The organism is Streptacidiphilus sp. BW17, assembly GCF_041262485.1.
GTDB lineage: Bacteria > Actinomycetota > Actinomycetes > Streptomycetales > Streptomycetaceae > Streptacidiphilus.
The window spans coordinates 1-1,390 of record NZ_JBGCCR010000084.1 but is presented as its reverse complement, the minus strand read 5'-3'; the positions used below and the strand labels follow the sequence as shown (position 1 = coordinate 1,390).

Below are 1,390 nucleotides of genomic sequence, written 5' to 3'. Positions count from 1 at the left end.
TCCAGGGCGGAGTCGTTCCGAGGATCTGTCCGGTTTGATCATGTGATGCCGAAGGTGGCGAGCGGGCGGTGGGGGTCGCGGGCGTGGTGGCGGATCGCGGCGGCGATGTTGTCGTGACCCGCGCGTCGGAGTGCGCCGATGGCGAGGTTGCGCAGGCTGGCCATCGCCCGGGGTGCAGTGCCGGTGCGCACGCGGGAGGCGTCCTCGGCGAAGGTGGTGTCGCGCACATGGTGGATCTTGTTCTCGATGCCCCAGTGGCCGCGGACCCATGAGGCGAGATCTGCCGGGGCTGCCTCGTGCGGTCGGAGGCTGGTCACGCCGTAGACGCGTTCGAGGGTGACCTTGCCGGTGGTGACGGTCCGGCGGCGACGCACGACCTGGACGGCCTGGGCGGCGTGGGGGAAGTCGAGGCCGCGTGCGACGGAGCAGGTCTTGATGCGGCGGATCTCATCGCGGCCGTGCGCGGTGGCACGGGTCCTCCCCTGCAATGGCACCTCCCGCCACGGCAGCCGCTTCAGCTCCTGCTGGAGGGTGGGGTGGTTCCCCTTGATCACGGCGATGTAGTGGGCGTGCTTGTCCTCGACCAGGAACCGGGCATGCTCGGTCTGCGAGTGCAGCGCGTCGAAGGTGACCACCGTGCCTGCGAGGTCGAGCGGCGCGAGCAGGGGCTTGAAGACGGTGATTTCGTTGGTCTTCCGGCCGACTTCGCGCTGGGCGACGACCTGGCCGCCCGCGGTCATGGCCGCGAGGAGGTGGACCTGGGTGCCGTCTGGTCGGCGGGCGCCTCGGACGGTCTTGCCGTCGACAGCCAGCGCACGCAGAGGTTGCCCGTCCGCAGCGTGTGTCGGTTCCGGCTTTCGGTCGGCGAGCCAGGTCCCGATCGCAGCGTCGAGGGCGTCGCCGTCGATGCGCCGCAGGAGGCGGCGCACTGTGGCCCCGGCCGGGGCGACCGGCCCGGTCGGCTCGCGCAGGGGCCCGCCAAGTGAGGTGAGCACGGCCGGCGGTGCGTCGGAGACCCACTCCGTGATCGCTGTCAGGGACTTCGCGCCGGCGAGAACGGCACATGCGGCCAATGCCAGGACGAAGGCCAGGGGATGGCGACGGCCAGCACCCCGGCGCGGATCGGGTACAGCCGCCAGACGCTGGAGCAGGCCCGGATGCTCGCCGGGAGCGGGCGGTGACGCGGTGGTGAGCTGGCTCAGGCCAGTCGGGATGAGCGATGATGATCTGGCAGGCACGGTCTTCCGTTGCGGTGATCAGGGACTCGACACCTCATGATCACCCGGAAGCCGTGCCTGCTTCCGTTCGTTCCGTCCCGCGAACACACCAGCCATGCCAGCCATCTGAACCAGCATCAACCCGGACAGATCCTCGGAACGACTCCACCCTG

General features: G+C 70.3%; 1 protein-coding gene. It reads right to left on the bottom strand.

Annotation, left to right across the window (positions count from 1 at the left end; all coding sequences use genetic code 11):
• Positions 1-38: 38 nt before the first annotated feature.
• On the bottom strand, positions 39-1,238 hold the full coding sequence (locus ABH940_RS36935) for an ISAs1 family transposase (protein ID WP_370107291.1): 1,200 nt from the start codon (positions 1,236-1,238) through the stop codon (positions 39-41).
• Between the last annotated feature and the right edge of the window lie 152 nt (positions 1,239-1,390).